Source organism: Halomonas sp. SIMBA_159 (genome assembly GCF_046536035.1).
Classification (GTDB): domain Bacteria; phylum Pseudomonadota; class Gammaproteobacteria; order Pseudomonadales; family Halomonadaceae; genus Vreelandella; species Vreelandella venusta_A.
In genome coordinates this window covers 106900-127087 of record NZ_JAWJBT010000006.1, presented here as the reverse complement: position 1 = coordinate 127087, position 20188 = coordinate 106900, and the positions used below count along the sequence as shown (strand labels likewise).

Below are 20188 nucleotides of genomic sequence, written 5' to 3'. Positions count from 1 at the left end.
TATTGTAAAAACATCATACTAATAGCCTGTAAAAGGTGTCCCATGCGTCGCCCTATCATACTGGCTCTCGCAGCCACATGCGTAGCGCTAAGCACGCCAGCGTTGGCAAAAGAGCAGCTAGTGCTCGCCATTGGCGGCGAACCAGAGCAAGGCTTTAACCCGCTGCTAGGTTGGGGCCAATATGGCAACCCGCTGTTTCAGTCTACGCTGCTTACCCGTGGCCAAGACTTAACTCCGCAACCCGGCCTAGCCACAGAATGGTCTCTTTCTGAAGATCGCCTGACCTGGACGCTCACTTTACGTACGGACGTACGCTTTTCTGACAACACTCCGCTTACCGCTGAGGATGTAGCCTTCACCTTTAATGCCGCCGCAGAGGCGGGTGGACGTGCCGATCTCAGCGCACTGGAAAGCGCCCGGGCTGTCGACGGCAACACGGTTGAACTGACGCTTAAAACGCCGCGAATTACCTTTATTGACCAACTCATGACGCTGGGCATTGTGCCTGACGCTGAACGGGATAATGGCTATGGCGACGGGTACGGCAGGCAGCCGCTAGGCTCAGGCCCTTACCAGTTAGTCGAGTGGCAAGAGGGCGAGCAGCTGATTGTTGAGCGCAACCCCTACTTCTATGGCCCCGCGCCGGTCTTTGAGCGCCTCGTGTTTCTCTTTACCGATGAAAGCGCCACGCTAAGCGCCGCCCATGCTGGTGAGGTGGATCTCGCAGCGGTGCCACAAGCATTGGCTAACAACATCCCCAGCCAAATGCAGCGGGTCATTATGAACAGCGTGGACAACCGCGGCATTCTATTTCCTATGCAGCCTGATGAAGGCGAGCAGGCAGCCAACGGCGCCCCTATTGGAAATAACGTCACGGCGGATCTCGCTATCCGCCAAGCGGTGAATCTAGCCTTAAACCGAGAAACGCTGGTGGAAGTCGCGCTCAACGGCTTTGGACGTCCGGCCTTTGGGCCAGCGGACGGCCTTCCGTGGAGCCAAGAAGGCGAAAAATTGGCAGCGCCGAATTTAGCCCGTGCGAATACGCTTCTAGAGGAGGCAGGCTGGGAGCGCCAAGAGGAGAACGGACTGCGCTATAAAGACGGCCAGCCCGCACGCTTTCGTCTCACGTACCCCTCCAGCGACGCCACGCGCCAACAGCTAGCCCAAGTGAGCGCCGAGATGGTGCGGCCGCTCGGCATTGAGATGCAGCCCACCGGCCGCCACTGGGACGACATTCAGCGGGAAGCCCTCCATCAAGATGCCATTGTGTTTGGTTTTGGTAGCCATAGTCCGCAGGAAGTGTTCTACCTCTTTCATAGCGAGCATGCTGGGTTCGGTTTTTACAACAGCGGCTATTACGCCAGCGATACTGTGGATAGCCACCTGGAGGCCGCCCAGGCCGCAGCAACGCCTGAAGAGGCTAACCAACACTGGCAAGCCGCTCAGTGGGATGGCGAAACCGGCTATGGGCTACAGGGCGATACCAGTTGGGCCTGGATGGTCAACCTTGCCCATGTATACGCCAAACACCGCTGCCTTGACCTGGGTGAGCTCGGCGTGGCCCCCCACGGCCATGGCTGGCCAGTAACGGCTAACCTGCTGGAATGGCGCTGGTCGTGCGACTAGCGATCTGGCTTACGGCACGCACACTGCGGCTGGCGTTGGTACTGCTGTGTGTGGCTGCGGTCTCGTTTGGGTTGATGATGCTCTCACCTATCGACCCTGTCGACGCCTATCTCGGCCCACAGATAGCCCAAGTCAGCCCAGAGCAGCGCACCTTAATTGCTGAACAGTGGGGGTTTGATGCACCGGCAGGCGCTCAATTTAGCCATTGGCTGCGCCAGCTACTTACTGGAGAGCTGGGCTGGAGCCATATCTACGACCAGCCCGTCAGCGAGGTGATCCAACAGCGCTTTCAGCGTTCGCTGGGCCTGCTGTTCAGCGCTTGGCTGCTGGCGCTAACACTGGGACTGATGCTGGGCATCGCGGCTGGCAGCAAAGAGGGCTCTTGGTTTGACCGTTTGATTAGCGGCTATGCCTATGTCACCGCCTCGACGCCCACTTTTTGGCTGGCCATGCTGGCCCTACTGCTCTTTTCAGTCACGCTCGGCTGGACACCCACCTGCTGCGCGGGGCCCATGGGCGTTCTCAGAGAAGAGGTGAGCCCACTGACCCGGCTGCACCACTTGATCTTACCGACGGCGACACTGGCACTGCTGGGCACGGCCACAATTACGCTCCACACCCGCGCCAAGATGGTGGCGTTTATGCGCTCGGAAACCGCGCTGCACGCCTTTGCCCAAGGGGCGAGCCGTTTCGATATCGCCTGGCGCCATGGCATTCGCCATGCCAGCCTGCCCGCCATCACTCTGGCGTTTGCCTCTCTCGGCGAACTGTTTGGCGGCTCCATCCTGATTGAGCAAGTCTTTGCCTACCCCGGGCTTGGCCAAGCCACCGTGGCAGCGGGCCTAAGAAGCGATGTGCCGCTGCTGCTGGCGATTGCGCTATTTACCGCGCTGTTTGTTAGCATCGGCAACCTCATCGCCGATGGCCTGTATCAGCTTGCCGACCCGCGAATCGGGCAGGGGCAGCGATGAGCCACCAGCCTCGCTTACTGGCAGCAGGCTACGCAGGGGTGCTTTGCCTGCTGGTAGCACTCCTGCTTAGCAGCCACTTCTGGCTAGGCGATAGCCCTCTCCATATGCAGTTTGAGGCGCGTTTGATGCCTCCTAGCGCCAGCCACTGGATGGGTACTGACGCCCTGGGCCGAGAATTATGGGCACGCACGCTAGCCGGGCTTTCCCTAAGTTTTGGGGTAGGCCTTAGCGCTGCGTTTCTGGGCACGGTGATTGCCGTCAGTCTGGCAAGCCTAGCGATGCTGTCATCAACGTTAGATGCCCTGGTCAGCCTGCTGATTGATACGCTGCTGAGCGTGCCGCATCTGATTTTACTGCTGCTGATTGCCTTTGCCTTGGGCGGAGGGACCCAGGCAGTGATTATCGCGGTGGCGCTGACCCACTGGCCCAGCCTCGCTAGGGTGCTCCGAGCAGAGCTACTCAGCGTACGCCATGCCCCGTACGTAGCGATTTCCAGAGGATTCGGCAAACGCCAAGGATTTATTGTGTGGCATCACCTGCTGCCCCACTTACTGCCCCACTGCTTGGTCGGCGCTCTGCTGCTGTTTCCCCATGCCATTTTGCATGAAGCCGCCCTGACCTTTTTAGGCGTCGGCCTGGACCCAACCCAACCCGCCATCGGCGTCTTACTGGCTGACGCCATGCGCTACCTTACCGGCGGCTACTGGTGGCTAGGAGTGTTTCCGGGGCTGGGTTTACTGCTGATGGTGCTGGCGATTGAACGCTTCGCCTCAATGCTGCGCAAAGCGCTGTAGAGCGCGCGATTTTCACAAGGAGTTTGCCATGCTGACCATTGACCGGCTAACCCTGCAACTCCCCTACTATCCCCGCTGGTGGCGACGGGAGTGGGCAACCTGTATCGAAGCGCTATCGCTGCACATAGCAGCGGGCGAAGTACATGCCGTGGTGGGTGCCTCCGGGGCAGGCAAAAGCTTGCTGGCCTACGCCATCATGGGGCTGCTGCCCTCGGCGGCTAAGCTTGAGGGAGCGCTGCATTTTCAAGCAGCGCCATTAACCCCTGCGCGCCAGCAACAGCTGCGTGGCCGTCAGTTGACGCTGATTCCACAATCATTAAGCGCTCTTGACCCTCTTGCTCGTAGCCAGCGACAGGTGCGTTGGGCCGCCCAGCGGGCCGGGCTTGAACGCCCCGCAGCCCAACAGCGGGCAGATGAGCTGCTAAACCACTACCAGCTTAGCCACGCCGCCGCCCACTACCCACACGAACTCTCCGGTGGCATGGCCCGCCGAGTGCTCATCGCCATGGCCCAGGCGGGCAATGCGCATCTAGTGATTGCCGATGAGCCTAGCGTGGGCCTAGACCCCACGCAGCGCGACCGCGTACTGGCCACGCTAAAAGCCATGACACTTGAGGGCAAAGCAGTCATGCTGATTACCCACGACCTGCGTCATGCTCTGCCCATTGCCGACCGAGTCACCGTGATGTACCAGGGTAGAGGTATAGAGACCGCACCGGCTCAGGCGTTTTGTGGCCAGGGCGAACAGCTGACAGGTGCCTATGCGCGTTCACTGTGGCAGGCACTACCGGATAACGCGTTCAGCACGCAGCCCAGATTCGTGCGCCAGGAGCCAGCATTTGCTTGAAGCCCATCAACTATCGTTTCGCTTTGCGTCAGGCTCGCCCCTGCTAACGAATATTTCCCTACGCCTTGCGCCCGGCGAGTGGTTAGGGCTCAGCGGTAACTCTGGAGCGGGAAAATCAACGCTTGGCAAGCTGTTGGCAGGCCAGCTAACGCCCCACCAGGGCAGCGTGACCATAGACGGCTCTCAGCTGCCTGCACGAGGGGTACGTCCCGTTCAGTGGCTGCCGCAGTCGCCTGAGTTGGCGGTGAACCCGCGCTGGCGGGTAGGAAAGATATTGAGAGAAGCTTGGACACCATCAGATACATTGATGGAAGCTTTTGGGATTGAGCCGCAATGGCTTAAGCGTTTTCCCAGCGCACTCTCCGGCGGCGAGCTACAGCGAGTGTGCGTGCTGCGCGCTCTCGCCCCCGGTGTCCGCTTTGTGGTGGCCGATGAGATTTCTACCATGCTAGACCCCATCACTCAGCTGTCGCTATGGCAAGCGCTCAAAGCCCACGCTGAACGCCACCAGCTTGGTGTCATCGTGATCAGCCACGACACGGCGTTGCTAGAACGCCTTTGCCATCAACAGTGGCATCTGGCTGGTGGCCGCTTACGTGTTAGCAGCACGGCGCTCGAAGCGCCATAGGCCAACACCAATGGCTAACGTTACGCACAGCAGCAGCCACGAGCCGATGGCCACGCCCTGCCACTGGGACCAGCGCCAAAAAGGCTCCAGCCAAAACCCGCCAATGCTGGCACCGAGGTAGTAAAACACCAGATAGAGCGCGGAGGCGCTGCCCCGTGCCCCTTGGGCGTAGCGCCCCACCCAGCTAGAGGCCAATGAGTGCGCCAAAAAGAAGCCGAAGGCGTTAATGGTTAAGCCTAGGATGATGAGCGCCAGCGAGTCCGCCAGAGTCACGGCGGTGCCTAACATCAGAATCACAATGCCCGCACTCATGCAACTGGCGGGGGAAAAGCGCCCCGCCAACTTACCCGACACCGTCGAACCAAAGGTGCCTCCTAGGTAAGTGAGAAAGATAAGGCCTAAACCACTGGCGGCCAGTTGATAGGGCGCCTCCGCCAAACGGAAGGTGATATAGCTGTATTGATTAATAAAAATCAGAAAGTTAATGCCGCCAAGGAAGTAGGCAGCGAGCAGCACAGGGGAACGTAAATGGCCGAGCAGGTCCCCCGCCGCTTGGCGTAATTGAAAGCGCTTAGGCGTAAAGGCTTGGCTATTGGGCAGTAGCCGCCAGAAGATGATACAGCCCACCACGGTCATGGCCCCCACCGCGAGGAACGCAGCGCTAGGCCCGCCTATTGCCGCCGCCCCGCCACCGACAATACGACCGCTAATGCCGCCTAGCGAATTGGCCCCGATATAAAGCCCCACGGCACTCAGCAAGGCGGTTTTATCGAACTCGTCGCCCATCCAGGCAATCGCCACGGCGGGCAGGCCGCCCAGCACAAAACCCTGCAGCAAGCGCAGCAGTAATAGGCTTTCAAAGGTGGGTGCAAAGGCTAACGCAAGCGATAGGCCACCCGCTAAGAGCAGCGTGATGCGCATAATACCTTCGCGGCCAATGGCATCGGAGAGCGGCCCAAACACCAGAAGCGCCAAGGCCAAAGAGAGCGTAGATACCGACATCAGCAGGCTGACGCCTAAGGTGGAAACCCCGTAAGCTTCTTTCAGGCCCGGCAGTAGCGGTTGCGGCACGTAGAGGTTAATAAACACCAAAAACGACCCTAAACATAGGGCCGCCGTCGCGCGCCACCAGGCGCGCGTTTTTGCTTCAATCATGGCCTTTCCAACGTGAACCAACGCTCACGGCGAACACTTACGGCATGAAACGGCTGCTAAGCTGGGCAAGGTTGGTCGGCTCTAGGGTTCGACGCGACTGCCAGTAGTAGCGCTGCCAATAGCTATTATCCAGGCTGGAAATAATCACGCCTTTCGACGTGGACGCATGGAGAAAATAGCCATTGCCGACGTAAATGCCCACGTGGTTGTAGCGTCCGGGTGGGCGGAAGAAGACCAGATCGCCCGCCTGCAGCTCTTGGCGGTCGATCGGGCGTCCCTCATGCACTTGATCTCGAGTAGAACGGGGTAACTCAACGTCAAAGGTATCGCGGAAAACGTTTCTTACCAGGGCAGAGCAGTCGATCCCTCGATCCGTCGTCCCTCCAATCCGATAAGGCGTTCCTGCCCACCGCTGATGCTGCTCTAACAGCGCTTGGCGAACGACTGTTGGCGGGGGCGTCTGCAGGTTACGCAGGTGAGCATTGATAGGATCCACGGGCGACATTTGGGGAGAGGCTCCCTCCATGCCCGGAAGCGACATCGAGAAATAATCGTCGGGGGCTTCCATGCCCTGGCGTGAGGCAGAGCCTGCACAGCCAGCTAAAAAAGCAAAGGCGACACAAACACTTACAACACGGACAGCGGTCACAGCGGGGTGTGGCGACGCAACCATGCGATTAACCTCGTGACAAAATGGAAAGTGAAAAAAACCCAAGCATGAGAAAACTCATTTTTTTCAAACCTTGGACTATAAGCTAGTTATCCTATGCTTGGCGAGTCTAATGTAAGACGCGTTGATCACCCGGCAGCGTATCAATATGCAGCGGCGCAAAATGGCGCGGCTTGTTACCGGGAAAATCCAGGCTTGCCCAGGGGCCTGCCAGCACCGGCGCACCGCATAGCCAGGCCACCAGCGCTTGGCGAAAACCGGCTAAAAAGCTCTCACGTTCGGGGGTTTCGCCCATAAAAAATGAAAAGCCCGCGTACATACCCGCTGCATACTCTTGCCAGCCGGAGTAGTGATCTGCCGCTAGCTGGTAGGCGCGGTCTAAGACCTCAGCAAACGCCGGTTTATCGAGCCAGCCTAACTGCCGTGCCGCAATCGCAAGGTCTACCAGCTGGGCAATATCCCAGGCAGCCATGTCAACGTCGTTACAGCCGTCTTCATTGGTGCTGACTCGGCGCAGACGCAACAGGTGATGGCGCTCATCCTCTGCGCAGTCACCGGATTCCAAAATGGCGATTTCGGCGGTCAAGCGCTCTGGATTTAGCGTGTAGGGCGCGTAGTTAATCTGGTACTCCTGCCGGTCGCCCGATTCCAACATGAAGGTTAAAAACTCCTGCATGTCGTCAGCACTGGTCAGGTGGTAGTGGCTCTCCACCCATTCGCGAATATCAGCGCACTCACGTGGGCTTTCCAACTGCGGCTCGCTCCACACCGCGCTGTTCAGCGGCCCCACTAGCGACATCGCCGTAAAGTGACTTAGCGTCGGCCGCTCACCCGGTTCGCACCAGGCATCGGGTCGCCAATCCAGCCAATGAAACAGGCTGCCAGGGTCTTCCAGGTGCCAAGCAATTTCATTGATGAGCGAGTCATGCTCCGGCTCAGGCAGGCAGCTCTCCCAGGCAAACCAGGCTTCTAGCAGGCGCTTGGGCGTCGCATAAAAACGGCACAGGCAGCTGCGCAGGGCGCTGGCGTGCTCCATAAGCGGCGCTTGCTCAAACAAGCCGCTATCGAGGGCCATATGCAGGTAAAAAGCGAATTTCTCAGCCATATGAATCGTCGCTGCGTGGCGGCTCACCCCTTTCACCGCGTTACGCTGCTTCAACTCATCGGGGGTTGGCTGGCCAAAGCGCGTTTGCGACGGCGGCATGACGCCGTGTACCGCATCGGCTGCTAACTGATTCAAGTGGTGTGCCTGGGCAGGCAGCCAATAGCGCGCCAGCACCTGATGGCCCTCATCGGCGTGCAGGCCCAGTGAATCCTGTAGGTAGACCGCCGCGTCCGCGCGGCGCTCTTCGGCAATGGGGGCGGAAGGATTTAACTGCCGCAGCATCACATCTGGCTCGCGCACCCCAGCCAAGGCCAGCAGCCAGTGGTGTGGGGTATTGCGCCACGCTTTGATACGCGTGCGAGAGGCTTCGCGGGTAGTGTCATCTAATAACGCGCTAAGCGAATGTTTCCACGGGCTATGGGCTGCGTGCATGAGCAGCTTATGACGCGCGCTGGGCGTCATACCGCGGCGGTCCACACCTTCAAACAGGCTTTGCCCGCGCATGTAGGCTTTCAACACCGCATGCCAATCATGGTAACGACGGCCTACCAAGTCGGCGGCATGAGCCGCTAAGTCATCGGCTTCCGCTTGGCTGAGCCAACCACAGCAAGCACCGGCCCACGCCAGCTCCACTAACCGCAGCCAATCCCAAGCGGCCCACTCTAGCGGCTCCCCTTGATTCACAAAGTTGGTTAATACCGGTGCATAAGCAGCATCGTTCACTGCGCCCCGCTGCCACTCCTGACGCTGGGCATGGTCCATGGTCAAAAGCTCTCGGGCTTCAATATCCCAGCGCTGTCGCTCCCCTTGAGCACTTAGCCACAGCATCACCTCGACCAGCTGTTCGCGGTCATACACCTGCCAGATACGCTCTAGCCAATCGATGGCATCTGGCCAATCGGCGGCGCTAGCCGGATAGATCACGACCGGACGAAACAGCGCGCCCAGCCGCCAGGGAGTGGCCTCTGGCGCTTGCGGCCATAGCGAGGCGGGGGCAGGCAGACGGGCAAGCTCAGCATCCAGAGCGTGCCAAGTAATCCCTTCGCCTTCGCTTTCGAGATCAGACAGTGCCTGGCAGGCGTCAATAAAGCGGTCATCGGCACCGGTTTCCCAGCCTTTGGCGCCGAGTGCACGGCGAAGGTCCGACAGCCACGCTCGCTGATCGCTATAGTCTGAGGTTATGCGACGCGTCAGGTGGTGTGCCCATATGGTGGCCTGAGCCTGAGTCAACCAGCCCGCCGCCCCGGCGAGTGCTGCCCACTCCAGTGCGCCTAGCAGGCTATCGGCGCTGCCTGACGGTGCACCCAGTGCAAAAAACAGCTGATCCGCCAACGCGCCACGATCGGCAATACCCAGCTGCAGCAAGCGCTGTTCAGCCGCTACCGCATCCACCGCCAGTGGGTGCGGTGTAAAAGCCCAGTCACACAGCACCAGCTGTTGGGCCCACCAGGTATTTAGTGCGTCGACCAAAAGACACCTCGAAGAAGCAGAAAGCGATCAATGAAAACCATACAAAATAAAGCAGCCTGATAAGGCTGCCAAAAGACGCATAGTGTAACGGAAACTGTTGCCAAGACCGATAGCAGCCGCACAAAACAGCGCTGCCCGGCACAAAGGCCGGGCAGCAAATACCGTTTGGGATAAGTAGCGCTAAGCGCTTTTGACTTTACTGATGACCCACAGCAAGACCACCGCACCAACGGTTGCCGTCACCAACGAGCCAATAAAGCCGCCCGCCTGCAAACCCAGCAAACTAAACAAGAAGCCCCCGACGAGCGCGCCAACGACACCCACGCCGATATTGCCCAATACACCAAAACCACCGCCACGCATGATGTTGCCAGCAATCCAGCCAGCCAAACCACCAATAATTAACCATGCAATAAAGCCCATACAACCTCCTTGGTTTCACTCAGCTTGGGGTTTTACCTTTTACCTATGCTTGTCCTACCATAGCACACGGCGCTACTGTTCTGCCCATTTGTTGCCTCTTCCCATAAGGACTTCGTTATGATTCCCGACTCTCTTAAGCAACTGCTTAGCCATGTAGATGGCCACCAACAGGCCAATTGGGAAGGGCGTGACGTCGCGCTCTTCAATATGGCTTGGGGGGAGCTGGTGATCAGCCTACAGGGCGCTCAAGTGCTGCACTTCCAGCCAGCAGACGACACCGGCTGGCTGTGGGTGACGCCAACGCCGCAGGCGCTGCCGGGCGCGATCCGTGGCGGCATCCCGCTCTGCTGGCCCTGGTTTGCCGACGAGCGCTACGCCGATGAGAGCCCTGAGCGTAACGGCCCCTTCCATGGGCTTGCTCGCCACGCCATGTGGCGTCTGGACGCCGTTGACGACCACGCCGAAGGCATCGAAGTGCACCTCTCGCCGGAAGAGCGCCTACATAGCCAGCTTACCGCCCGCGTGGTCATTCAAGCCAACGCTCAGCGGCTAAACGTTGAGATCATCAGCGAAAACATTGGCGATGCCCCGATCAAAACCAGCGGCGCACTGCATACCTACCTGGCCGTTGATGAGGCGCATCAATGCCGCTTAGAAGGCCTAGCAGGCGCGCGCTATTTGGATAAGCTGCGTGACTTTGCTGAATCTGAACAACAAGGCACGCTGGCGATTCGTGGCCCGGTCGACCGTATTTATCACACCAATGAAGCGGTGCTGCTCAACGATGGCCAGCGCACGCTGCGCATCGGCAAGCAGTCCAGCGACTCCACGGTGGTCTGGCACCCGGATAGCGACCTGCCCAGCGACACGCCCGCCGACGCCGCCAAACACTTTTTATGCGTTGAAGCCGCCAATACTCGCCTTGACCCCGTTTGGTTAGTACCAGGGGCACAGCACCTGCTAGGGACGACAATAAGCCGCGGTTAATGATCGGTTCATTCAGGCTTTGCTATGATCAAGCCATTGATACCCCCCAAGGAGCGACGATGGATCCACAGCAATGGCTGGAAGCAGCCACGCTTGCCTTTAACCTGATCGGCATGGTGGTGTGCTTGGTTGGCTTAACGCTTGCACAAAAAATGCAGCGCCGCTGGCCCGGCTATAGCCTCGCGGTCGTCGGTTTTATCATTGCGACCCTGCCCATGCTCTCCCAGCTTGTCTTGATGTGGCAGCGCTAACGCTCGACCACCTCGCCAAGATGCCCCACCCGATGAAGGAAGCGACAGGATGCGCCAGCCGTTAAGCCGCGAATTGAGCAACATGTTAGAGCGAAGCCGAGACCGGCAGCTGCGGCTGGCGGTCACGGGCCTTTCGCAAGCGGGTAAAACGGCGTTTTTAACCTCGCTGGTGAACCAACTACGCCATGCAGGCGTAGAAGCACAGTTAGACCTGCTACCGGTTGCCCGTGAAGGCCGCCTGCTAGGCGCACAGCGTTTAAATCAGCCGGACTTAGGCGTGCCACGCTTCCCTTATGACCCCGGCATGGCATCGCTGAGAGACGTACCGCCGCGCTGGCCCGAGCCCACCCGCGGCATTAGCGAGCTGCGTTTACAGCTGCGCTACCGCCCTGCCCAGCAGGGCTGGTTCACGCCGGATATCGCTCACCTGACGCTGGATCTGTTCGACTACCCCGGCGAATGGCTGCTGGATTTGCCGCTGCTGCAGCACGACTTCTACAGCTGGAGCCAGAGCCAAGCCCAGCACGAAGGCCCTCATCGCCGGGCACTGTTTAGCGAATGGCTGGCCGAGGCAGAGCAGCTAGACCCCACAGCAGAAGCCGATGAAGCACAGCTTGCCACGCTTGCCGAGGCCTACGCACTAGGCCTACGGCGAGCCAAGCAGGCGGGCTTTTCAGACCTTCAGCCGGGGCGGTTTTTACTGCCCGGCGAGTTGGACGGCGCACCGGTGCTGCAGTTTTTTCCGCTACTGGGGCTAAGTGCGCCTAAAGAGACCCTGGATGCACTGCCTGAAACCAGCCTCTACGCCACCCTGGCGGCGCGTTTTCGCTACTATCAGCAGCAGGTAGTTCGACCCTTCTACCGCGACCACTTCCGCCGCTTTGACCGCCAGATTGTGCTGGTGGACGTGCTGGGCGCGCTCAACGCCGGGCCAGAGCGCTTTGAGGATCTTTCCCGCGCGCTGCAACAGCTGATGAAGAGCTTTGATTACGGCAAGCGCAGCCTGCTGACTCGGCTGTTCGCTCCCAAAATTGACCGTCTCGCCATTGCCGCTACCAAAGCGGACCACGTGACGCCCGACCAGCACACCCACGTGGTGCAGCTGTTAGAAGCGCTGCTGGCGGAGCCATTGAAAGACTTACGCTTTGCCGATATCCCGGTGAAAGCGCTGTCGTTGGCGGCCATTCGCGCCACCGAGGCCCGCGAAGTGCTGCATGATGGCAAGCGAACGCCAGCGCTGAAAGGCACCACGTTAGAAGGCGAAGACGTGCTGGTGTACCCCGGCGATGTGCCCAGCCGCCTGCCCAAAGTCGATTTTTGGCAGCAGCAAGGGTTTGATTTCCCCAGCTTCCGCCCGATGCCCGCCGATAGCGAGGCACTGCCCCACATCCGTATGGACGCCGCGATTGACTGGCTGATTGGAGACAAACTGACATGAGCAACCCTCAGCCCCGCCGCGACTTCCACACCGAAGCGCCGCCCGAACCTACCCAGGAAACCCTGCGCCAGCATGAACGCTTTGCAGCGACTGAATCGCACCAGCCGCTGGCGACCCAAGCCGAACTCAAAGCGCTGCCGGAAGAGACCCTTGGCGCGCCCCGCAAGCGCCGCTGGGGGCTGATGTTCGCCTTGGCAGGCGGTGCCACACTCGGCACGGTAGAGCTTGCAACCGGCATCCCTGACGCGCTGTCCCAGTCCCAGTGGATGGCGATGGCGTGGCAGCTGTTTGGCATGAGCTTGATTGGGCTGGGCGGGGTATCGCTTCTCAAGGAGCTGGGCCGTTTGCGGCGCTTAAAGCGCCACGACCAGCTACGGGCCAACCTAGCCGAGCTTCCCCAGCGCTCCAGCCAGCAGGCCCAGGCGATGGCCGTTCAGTTAAAACAGCAGCTTGCACTGAGCAACGACGACCCGCACTGGCTGGCCTTTCGGCGGGCGTGCCAGCCGCATCATAGCGGTGAAGAGACTCAAACCCTGCTGCGCTACCACCTGCTAGCCCCCCGTGACCGGGAAGCTCAGCGGTTGATTACGCGCATGTCGGGGGAAACCGCCATAATGGTAGCGGTTTCCCCGCTAACCCTGGTGGATATGGCGCTTGTGGCGTGGCGCAGCCTTGCCATGGTGGATAGGCTGAGCCGCCTGTACGGCCTGGAACTTGGCTACGCCAGCCGCCTGCGGCTATTTCGCCACGTGCTGCATAACATGGCGTTTGCAGGCGCCAGCGAACTGGCTACCGATGCCAGCATGGACATGCTCTCGCTGGACTTGGCAGGCCGCCTTTCGGCAAGAGCCGGCCAAGGCTTAGCAACGGGGCTGCTGAGCGCCCGCCTAGGTATGCGCGCGCAGCGGCTGTGCCGCCCGGTGGCGTTTACCCCAGAAGAGCAGCCCAAACTAGCCGACCTTCGCCAAGACCTCTGGCGGCAGATCAAGCGGCTTGATAAAGAGCCCGCCCCCGCTGCACGCAACAGCGATTAATACCCCTCACGCAGTGGCTTAGGCCAGCCGCTGCTCGGTTTCAGCATCGAACAGCACCGCCCGGGACATATCGACCCTCAGTGCCAAGCGCTCGCCTGGCACCACTTGGCACTTTGGCCCGACCCGCGCGGTAATCTCCTGCTCACCCAGCGGCAAACGCAGCAGAATATCAGCTCCGGTCGGCTCCACCACGCTCACCTTGGCTTCCAGCAGCGTGCCTTCGGCCTGCTCGCTCAGCCGCACATCCTCTTCGCTGAAATGTTCAGGCCGCAGGCCGAGAATTACCGGCTTGTCGAGCTGCTCCACTAGCCCTGCCGTATGGCGGGCCGCTGGCCATGGCAGCAGCAGGTCGGCTTCGTCGGGGGTGGCAATGCGCAGTGCATAGCCATCGCCGTCGGCTTCCAGCGTAGCGCGGATGAAGTTCATCGATGGTGAACCCATAAAACCCGCTACGAACATATCCACCGGGTTGTTATAGACCTCATCAGGGCTGCCTAACTGCAGAATATGGCCATCACGCATCACCGCGATGCAGTCTGCCAGGGTCATGGCTTCTACTTGGTCGTGGGTAACGTAGACGATGGTGGTACCTAAACGCTGGTGGAGCTTTTTGATCTCGGTACGCATATCCACGCGCAGCTTGGCGTCCAGGTTCGAGAGCGGCTCGTCGAACAGATAGACTTTAGGCTCCCGTGCCAGGGCGCGCCCCATGGCCACCCGCTGGCGCTGGCCGCCGGAGAGCTGGGCGGGCTTGCGCTCTAACAGGTGGGAGATTTGCAGCAGATCGGCCACCCGCTCCACGGCGGCTTCCCGCTCGGCCTTGGGCACTTTGCGCATCTCTAGGCCGAAGCTGATGTTTTGGCGCACAGTCATACTGGGGTACAGGGCGTAAGACTGGAACACCATGGCAATATCGCGCTCGGCGGGGGTGCGCCAGGTGACGTCTTCGCCGTCGATATAAATATTGCCGCTGGTGACCGGCTCAAGGCCTGCAATGGCGTTCATCAGCGTGGATTTACCACAGCCGGATGGCCCCACCAGAATCAAAAACTCGCCGGAATCGATGGAGATGCTGACATCTTTCAGCACCCGCTCGCTGCCAAACTCTTTGCGTACGTTGTGAATCTCTAACGCTGCCATTATCAAAATCCTATTGTTATTAGCCCTTTACGGAGCCTGCCGTTAGCCCACGCACGAAATATTTACCCGCCAGCACATACACCACCAGGGTGGGCAGTGCGGCAATCATGGCGGCGGCCATATCGACGTTGTATTCGCGCACGCCGGTGGAGGTGTTCACCAAATTATTGAGCGCCACGGTAACCGGCTGGGTGTCGTGTGCCGAGAACGCCACGCCGAATAGGAAGTCGTTCCAGATTTGGGTGAACTGCCAAATCACCGACACCACGATGATAGGGGCGGACACCGGCAGCAGGATGCGCCAGAAAATACGGAAAAACCCGGCACCGTCCAGCTTGGCCGCCGACACCAGCTCGTTGGGAATGCCCACGTAGAAGTTGCGGAAGAACAGCGTGGTAAAGGCGATACCAAACACCACGTGCACCAGGATCAGTCCAGCCCGCGAGCTGGAAAGCCCCAGCCAGCCCAGGGTTTGTGCCATAGGCAGCAGCACCACCTGAAACGGAATAAAGCAGCCAAACAGCATCAGCGCAAACACCAGTTCGGAGCCTTTAAAGCGCCATTTGGTCAGGGCGTAGCCGTTCAGCGCTCCTACGGCGGTGGAGATCAGCACCGCAGGAATGACGATAGCAAAGGAGTTCCAGAAATAACCGCCCACGCCTTCGCAGCGCATGCCGGTGCAGGCTTCGCCCCAGGCTTTTGTCCAAGGTTCGAGCGTCGGGTTTTGCGGTAACGACAGCAACGTACCAGCGCTGATTTCGCTCAGCGGTTTGATGGAAGTCATCAACATGACCACCAGCGGCAGCACGTAGAACAGCGCGGCGATGACCAGCACCGCGTACAGCACGACCCGCCACAACTTGGCCGCAGGCGTTTGGCGACGAATCACATTAGCCATGTTTGCGGCTCCTTAGTTCGGAGTAGAGGTAAGGAATCAGGATGGCCAGCACACCGCCGAGCATCAGCATGGCACTGGCAGAGCCCAGGCCGATTTGCGCGCGGTTAAAGGCGTGGGTGTACATAAAGGTGGCGGGTAAGTCCGTTGCATAACCCGGCCCGCCGCCGGTGAGGGCCACTACCAAGTCAAAACTCTTGATCGCAATGTGGGCGAGAATCATCACCGCGCTGAATACCACCGGGCGCAGGCAGGGCATGACCACCCGCCAGTAGATGCGCGGCAGGCTCGCGCCATCAAGCTGGGCAGCTTTGATAATGCTATCGTCGATACCGCGCAGACCGGCTAGAAAGAGCGCCATTACGAAGCCAGAGGCCTGCCAAACGGCGGCGATCACCAAGGTGTACACCGCCATATCCGGATCAACGATCCAGTCGAACTCAAACGACTCGAAGCCCCAGCTGCGCACCATGGCCTGAATGCCTAGCTGCGGGTTCAGCAGCCACTTCCACACGACCCCCGTGACGATGAACGACAGCGCCATGGGGTAGAGATACACCGTGCGTAGCGCGCCCTCCTGACGAATCTTTTGATCCAGCAGCATCGCCAGCAGCGCACCCAGCACTAAGCAGATCACGATAAACAGCGTGCCAAAGATCATCAGGTTGGTAGAGGCCACCCACCAGCGCTCGTTGGCCATCAGCCGCGCATACTGGCCAAACCCGACAAAATCGTAGCTGGGCAGCATGCGCGAGCTGGTGAGTGATAGAACAAAGGTCCACAGCATAAAGCCGTAAACAAAAAACAGAGACACCGCCACCGAGGGTGCCAGCACTAGCCTTGGCAGCCAGGCCTGCAGCCGACCAGAGGCCGTTGGCCGCAACGCGGTGCGCGTTGGGGTTTCGCTCATGGGGAATTCCTCGCCAGTCAACCGCTAGCGCCGCCGTTGCGGCGGCGCTGGTTACGTACGTTCAGCGCGTGCTTGCGCTATTGCCAACGGTGCCGCGCTTAAAACGAAGCGGCTTCTGCGGCGCTGACCAGTCGCTGGGCAGCCTCTTCGGCGGGCATATCGGCGTCGTTGAAGTAGTTGGTCACGACGTCAAAGATAGCCCCCTGAACGTCGGCACGAACGGCCATACCATGGGCCATGCTGGGCACTAACCCCTCCTCTTCAGCGGTACGTTGGAAATCAGCCATCGACTGCTGGGCGCAGCTGTCGAACTCGCTCATATCCAGGTCAGGACGCGCGGGAATGGAGCCTTTGGCAAGGTTGAAGGCTTCCTGGAAGGTGGGCTCTAACACCAAGCGCGCCAGCGTGTGCTGAGCTTCACGCTCGGCATCATCGGTCACGCGGAACATCGCCAGGCTATCGATGTTGAAGGTAAAGGCGTCTTCGGTGCCCGGAGCGGCGGCGCACAGGTAGTCTTCACCGGCGGTCAGACCCGCGGCGGTGAATTCCCCCTTCGCCCAGTCACCCATCAACTGGAAACCGGCCACGCCTTCAATCACCATTGCGGTGGCAATGTTCCAATCGCGGCCCGGCATGCCTTCATCCATCAGCTCGCGCAGGCGTTTGAAGTCTTCCAGTGCGGCGACCATCTGCTCGCCGCCCAGTGCTTCTGGGTCTAGCTCCACCAGCGCCTGCTGGTAAAACTCGGTGCCTTGGCTGCCTAACACCACGCTTTCAAACACGGTGGCATCCTGCCAGGACTGGCCACCGTGGGCTAGCGGCACAAAACCCGCTTCACGAATGGCTTCCCCGGCGGCAAACAGCTCGTCTAGGGTGGTGGGCATTTCTACGCCAGCGGCTTCCAGCACATCCGGGTTGGCCCATAGCCAGTTAACCCGGTGTACGTTCGCGGGCACGGCTACGTACTGGCCATCGTAACGCATAATATCGGCCACAATTTCTGGTAACAGGTCGTTCCAGCCTTCGGCATCCGCCACTTCATTTAAGTCGCCCAGCAGGCCAAGCTCGCCCCACTCCTGAATCTCCGGGCCTTTAATTTGCGCGGCGGAGGGTGGGTTACCTGACATGGCGCGGGATTTAAGCACCGTCATCGCAGTTTCACCGCCACCACCGGCCACCGCAAAGTCCTGCCAGCCGTAACCTTCGGCTTCGAGTAGCTCTTTGAGGACGTTGGCCGCGCGGGCTTCACCACCGGACGTCCACCAGTGGAGTACTTCTACATCGCTTGCTTGGGTAGTGCCTGCGGCCATGGCGGTGCCTGCCGCTAAGGCCAGTGCGAGGGCGGATTTTTTAAACGTGGGCAACTGCTTAATCAGCATGGGTAGCTCCTGCTATTGTTGTTATCGCGAACACCAGCCCTGAAAGGCTTGGCGGCTGTCGCTGTTGTAATGCCGTGACACACGCGGTGCAAAACGGCTTTTAGCAGAGTACGACAGCGAGTCGCATAACGGGAGTTACCGAGTCCTGCATAGTGTTAGCGATGTATTACAAGTCTGTAACACTTGATTGGCGAGGCAGCGTTAGCGTGGCCAGCAAGCCGCCTGCGGGGTGATTGGTAAGGGTAATATCGCCCCCATGGGCACGAGCGATATGCCGGGCAATGCCTAGCCCCAGGCCGCTTCCACCGGTGTGGCGGCTTCTGGACACCTCCAGGCGTACAAAGGGTGAAAACACGCGGCCAAGCTGATCCTTAGGGATGCCAGGGCCACTGTCGTGAATATGTAGGCGCACCACGCCCGCCTGTTCTTCCAGCGTTACCCTCGCCCGCTGGCCGTAAAACACCGCATTCTCTAATAGGTTCGCCAGGCAGCGCTTCATCGCCAGCGGTTTGACCGTTAGTGGCGCCACCTGCCCTGCCACCTGCACTTCGCCCCCCTGCAAGCGCAGCGCCTCGGCCAGCTCGGTCGTTAGCGCGTTGAGATCCGTTGGCTGAGGCTCTTCATGCAGGTCTAACCCCTTGACCGAGGCGAGCGCGCCTTTGACCAACTCGGATAGCTCATCCAGCGAGGCGCAGAAGCGCTCGCGCTGAAGCGAGTCATCCAGCATTTCGGCCCGTAAGCGCATGCGGGTAATCGGCGTTTTTAAGTCGTGGGAGATTGCAGAGAAGAGCCGCTCGCGCTCCTCCACCTGCTCGCGAATACGCCGCTGCATGCGGTTAAACGCTACGGCGGTGGCCGCTACCTCCTTGGGCCCGCTCTCTTTCAGCGGCGGGCTGTCCAGGTCATCACCTAACTGACGCGCCGCCCGGGAGAGCCTTGCCAGCGGCCGCGTCACGCTGGTAATGCCCAATAGCGACAGCGCCAGCACGGTGAGCAGCACGACGATGCCCGCCAGCAGCCGCTCTTCTGAGAGCCAGCGGTAGCCGCTGAAAATATCCGGCACGCCCAGCAGCGTGGCGACATAGAGCCAGGTATCGGGAGCAAGCTCCAGCTGCACCACCAGAATGGGCGGCGAAAGGGGTTCCATTAACAGGCTGTGCTGGCCCCAGCGGGGCGGCAGGTCGTAAAGCAGCACTTCATTATTGAAGACCCGTAGGGTTTCCGGGCGGGAGAACTCCACCACCACATCATCAATCGAGAGCTGCTGGGTCAGAATGGTGCGCACGTTGCTCACCACCACCTCTTTTTCCGGGCCGCTGCCGATATCCGCCACGGGAATACGCCGCTCGTTCACGCTAACAAAAAAACGCGTGCCGCCCATGCTGCGCAGTTGATCCAGCACGATATGCCGATAGTCCACCGGCAGCGAACGGAAGAATTTCATGGTGGAGGCGATGCTAAACGCCATATTGCTGGAGAGCTCATCGAGCTGTTCGAGCTGGCTGGCGCGCACCTGAGAGGTCCAAATGGTATAGCTCGCCACCTGGGCGGCCAGCACCCCGGCAATCATAATAATGACGAAGCGCCCGCGCAGGCTGCCGGGCAGCCAGTGCGAGTGCCGTTTCAGCCAGCGTCGCCACGACGTCACGACGCCGCATCTACCCTGGCCGTGAGCACGTAGCCCGCCCCGCGTACGGTACGAATCAGCTGTGAATGCTGGGCATCTTCACCTAAGCGCTGACGTAGCCGACACACGTGCACGTCAATCGAGCGGTCCAACGGCGGCGCATCGCGGCCACGGGTCAGGGTGTAGAGATCATCGCGAGTAATCACCTGGGCGGGGCGCTCTAAAAACACTTGGAGCAGCTGAAAATCTGCCCCGGAAAGCGCGGTGCGCTCGCCGGTGTGATCCACTAATTCCCGCGTCATTCGGTCGAGCTGCCACTCACCAAAGCGTACCCAGCGCGCTTCTTGAGGGGCGGCCGCTGCGGCCGCCGGGCGCGTGCGGCGTAGTACCGCTTTAATGCGCGCCAGCAGCTCGCGGGGATTGAAGGGTTTGCCGATATAGTCGTCGGCCCCTAATTCCAGCCCCAAGATACGGTCGGTATCGTCAGCGCTGGCGGTGAGCATAATGATGGGAGTGTCGTTAGTTTTGCGTAGCTCACGGCAGATGGTAAAACCATCATCCCCCGGCATCATCACATCGACGATCAGTAAATCGGGCGTGTGCTCGGCAAGCTGTTGGTAGAGCGCATCCGCCCCCTCTGCGGTCAGCACGTGGTAACCGTGCCGCCCCAGGTAATCCGCCAGCAGCTCGCGAATCTCCGGGTCATCGTCGACCACCATCAAGGTCGCAGGCGTGGTTGTCATCGTGGAAAGCGCCCCTAAGTTATTATCGTTTTAGGGGCTAGATGATGGTGGAGCGCTCCGCCTACCGCAAGCGGCTATCGACTAAGGTGGCAGAG

At 60.0% G+C, this 20188-nt stretch carries 19 protein-coding genes; 9 read left to right on the top strand and 10 right to left on the bottom strand.

The window, feature by feature from the left end; all coding sequences use genetic code 11:
• Positions 1-42: 42 nt before the first annotated feature.
• From R0J87_RS05720 to R0J87_RS05700, 5 genes are read left to right on the top strand one after another with little or no spacing between them, the layout of a single operon-like run.
• Positions 43-1626, top strand: a complete 1584-nt coding sequence (locus R0J87_RS05720; RefSeq protein WP_498884907.1) for an ABC transporter substrate-binding protein — start codon at positions 43-45, stop codon at positions 1624-1626.
• On the top strand, positions 1605-2597 hold the full coding sequence (locus R0J87_RS05715; RefSeq protein ID WP_498884905.1) for an ABC transporter permease: 993 nt from the start codon (positions 1605-1607) through the stop codon (positions 2595-2597). The genes R0J87_RS05720 and R0J87_RS05715 overlap by 22 nt, the downstream gene beginning before the upstream one ends.
• A complete protein-coding gene (locus R0J87_RS05710; protein WP_498884903.1) occupies positions 2594-3391 on the top strand; it encodes an ABC transporter permease in 798 nt (265 codons plus the stop codon). The genes R0J87_RS05715 and R0J87_RS05710 overlap by 4 nt, the downstream gene beginning before the upstream one ends.
• Positions 3392-3419: 28 nt before the next feature.
• Complete coding sequence (locus R0J87_RS05705; protein WP_498884901.1) at positions 3420-4238, top strand: ATP-binding cassette domain-containing protein; 819 nt, start codon at positions 3420-3422, stop codon at positions 4236-4238.
• Positions 4231-4866: an ABC transporter ATP-binding protein gene (locus R0J87_RS05700; RefSeq protein ID WP_498884899.1), complete on the top strand. Its 636-nt coding sequence runs from the start codon at positions 4231-4233 to the stop codon at positions 4864-4866. The genes R0J87_RS05705 and R0J87_RS05700 overlap by 8 nt, the downstream gene beginning before the upstream one ends.
• Here R0J87_RS05700 and R0J87_RS05695 read toward each other — a convergent pair.
• The 4 genes from R0J87_RS05695 to R0J87_RS05680 form a co-directional block, all read right to left on the bottom strand.
• Entirely contained in the window at positions 4831-6021 is a 1191-nt protein-coding gene (locus tag R0J87_RS05695) for an MFS transporter (RefSeq protein ID WP_498884897.1), read from the bottom strand. The genes R0J87_RS05700 and R0J87_RS05695 overlap by 36 nt on opposite strands.
• Positions 6022-6058: 37 nt before the next feature.
• Entirely contained in the window at positions 6059-6694 is a 636-nt protein-coding gene (locus R0J87_RS05690) for a C40 family peptidase (protein ID WP_404345149.1), read from the bottom strand.
• A 106-nt stretch (positions 6695-6800) separates the two neighbouring features.
• A complete protein-coding gene (locus R0J87_RS05685; protein ID WP_498884894.1) occupies positions 6801-9266 on the bottom strand; it encodes a DUF1266 domain-containing protein in 2466 nt (821 codons plus the stop codon).
• 180 nt (positions 9267-9446) lie between these two features.
• Positions 9447-9689: a GlsB/YeaQ/YmgE family stress response membrane protein gene (locus tag R0J87_RS05680; protein WP_139525453.1), complete on the bottom strand. Its 243-nt coding sequence runs from the start codon at positions 9687-9689 to the stop codon at positions 9447-9449.
• 117 nt (positions 9690-9806) lie between these two features.
• On the opposite strand from R0J87_RS05680, the gene R0J87_RS05675 reads away from it, so the two are divergent.
• From R0J87_RS05675 to R0J87_RS05660, 4 genes are read left to right on the top strand one after another with little or no spacing between them, the layout of a single operon-like run.
• Positions 9807-10676 (top strand): D-hexose-6-phosphate mutarotase, encoded by an 870-nt coding sequence (locus tag R0J87_RS05675; RefSeq protein ID WP_498884891.1) that lies wholly within the window; start codon positions 9807-9809, stop codon positions 10674-10676.
• 59 nt (positions 10677-10735) lie between these two features.
• Complete coding sequence (locus R0J87_RS05670) at positions 10736-10927, top strand: hypothetical protein (protein WP_058576924.1); 192 nt, start codon at positions 10736-10738, stop codon at positions 10925-10927.
• 49 nt (positions 10928-10976) lie between these two features.
• Positions 10977-12365, top strand: coding sequence for a YcjX family GTP-binding protein (locus tag R0J87_RS05665; RefSeq protein ID WP_498884889.1), 1389 nt, complete (start codon positions 10977-10979; stop codon positions 12363-12365).
• The gene (locus R0J87_RS05660) at positions 12362-13399 is read left to right on the top strand and encodes a YcjF family protein (protein ID WP_498884888.1); all 1038 of its coding nucleotides are present in this window, start codon (positions 12362-12364) and stop codon (positions 13397-13399) included. Before R0J87_RS05665 ends, R0J87_RS05660 begins: the two co-directional genes overlap by 4 nt.
• A gap of 18 nt (positions 13400-13417) precedes the next feature.
• Here R0J87_RS05660 and R0J87_RS05655 read toward each other — a convergent pair whose 3' ends face one another.
• From R0J87_RS05655 to R0J87_RS05630, 6 genes are all read right to left on the bottom strand, one after another.
• Positions 13418-14539, bottom strand: a complete 1122-nt coding sequence (locus R0J87_RS05655; protein WP_404465608.1) for an ABC transporter ATP-binding protein — start codon at positions 14537-14539, stop codon at positions 13418-13420.
• Positions 14540-14558: 19 nt separating this feature from the next.
• Complete coding sequence (locus R0J87_RS05650) at positions 14559-15437, bottom strand: carbohydrate ABC transporter permease (RefSeq protein WP_498884886.1); 879 nt, start codon at positions 15435-15437, stop codon at positions 14559-14561.
• Positions 15430-16344 (bottom strand): carbohydrate ABC transporter permease, encoded by a 915-nt coding sequence (locus tag R0J87_RS05645; RefSeq protein ID WP_253505931.1) that lies wholly within the window; start codon positions 16342-16344, stop codon positions 15430-15432. The genes R0J87_RS05650 and R0J87_RS05645 overlap by 8 nt, the downstream gene beginning before the upstream one ends.
• A 98-nt stretch (positions 16345-16442) precedes the next feature.
• Positions 16443-17723: an ABC transporter substrate-binding protein gene (locus tag R0J87_RS05640; protein ID WP_054645203.1), complete on the bottom strand. Its 1281-nt coding sequence runs from the start codon at positions 17721-17723 to the stop codon at positions 16443-16445.
• 166 nt (positions 17724-17889) lie between these two features.
• The gene (locus tag R0J87_RS05635) at positions 17890-19293 is read right to left on the bottom strand and encodes an ATP-binding protein (RefSeq protein ID WP_498884969.1); all 1404 of its coding nucleotides are present in this window, start codon (positions 19291-19293) and stop codon (positions 17890-17892) included.
• Positions 19294-19367: 74 nt separating this feature from the next.
• A complete protein-coding gene (locus R0J87_RS05630) occupies positions 19368-20093 on the bottom strand; it encodes a response regulator (protein ID WP_498884883.1) in 726 nt (241 codons plus the stop codon).
• Positions 20094-20188 lie beyond the last annotated feature (95 nt).